Consider the following 918-nt stretch of genomic DNA (forward strand, 5'->3'; position numbering starts at 1 on the left):
ACGGAATGGGACGGCCGTTGCTTTTGCTGCTAACGGCGGGCCAAGTCAGCGACTACAACGGCGCGCGGCAGTTGCTCGAGCGTCTGCCGCGCGCAAAGGAACTGCTTGCCGATCGTGGCTATGATGCCGACTGGTTTCGCGATGGCTTGAAAGACAAGGGAATTTTGCCCTGCATTCCACCACGCAAGAACAGGAAGAATCCACCCTCCTTCGACGAGACCCTTTATAAACAAAGACACCGCATCGAGAACATGTTCGTTAGGATAAAGGACTGGAGGCGCATCGCAACACGCTATGATCGATGCACGCACACCTTCTTCTCCGCAATCCTCATCGCAGCCACATGCTGCTACTATCTCGATTAATGAGTCCTGAGCCTAGACCATGATCCCGGCACCAACGTCATAGCCGATCAGATACGACACCGGATTTAACGACCCGCGCACCAAGGCCATCCGGTGGCAATCAATTCTCCGCTCAGTGAAAAGTCGTCGCACTCGCAGCTCATTTCTTGACCATTAAACTCGGCTGAATGGAGCTCTGCCAGCGGAGTTGTTCGGTCAGATACTCGTTTGACTATATCGAGGAGCGCGCGGAGCTTCTTGAGCGCTGCGCCGACCTGTTTTCCCGCATCAGGACGGGCGCGGTGCGGATCAACGCCCCCGACCTCCGTCCTCTCCGTCAGGCGACTGAAGCCCATGCCTTGCTCGAAGGCCGCAAGACCACGGGATCGATGGTGTTGATCGTCTGAGGGATTGTTCGGGACTGGATTGCTCAAACGCAAACAGCCCCGCTGCATTTCTGCACGGGGCTTTTTGGGATGTCTGAGATTTTTTTGGTTGCGGGGGCAGGATTTGAACCTGCGGCCTTCAGGTTATGAGCCTGACGAGCTACCGGGCTGCTCCACCCCGCGTTATC

Annotated in this window: 1 protein-coding gene and 1 tRNA gene; one reads left to right on the forward strand and one right to left on the reverse strand. The window is 56.4% G+C overall.

Going from position 1 to position 918, the window contains the following annotated elements:
• On the forward strand, nt 1-365 hold a 365-nt coding region (locus E8Q41_RS22600; protein ID WP_137157834.1), incomplete at its 5' end, for an IS5 family transposase.
• A 471-nt stretch (nt 366-836) separates the two neighbouring features.
• Here the strand turns inward: E8Q41_RS22600 and E8Q41_RS22605 are convergent.
• Nucleotides 837-913: transfer RNA gene (locus E8Q41_RS22605), tRNA-Met, on the reverse strand.
• Nucleotides 914-918: the final 5 nt, after the last annotated feature.

The organism is Rhizobium sp. FKL33 (genome assembly GCF_005222915.1).
GTDB lineage: Bacteria > Pseudomonadota > Alphaproteobacteria > Rhizobiales > Rhizobiaceae > Rhizobium_E.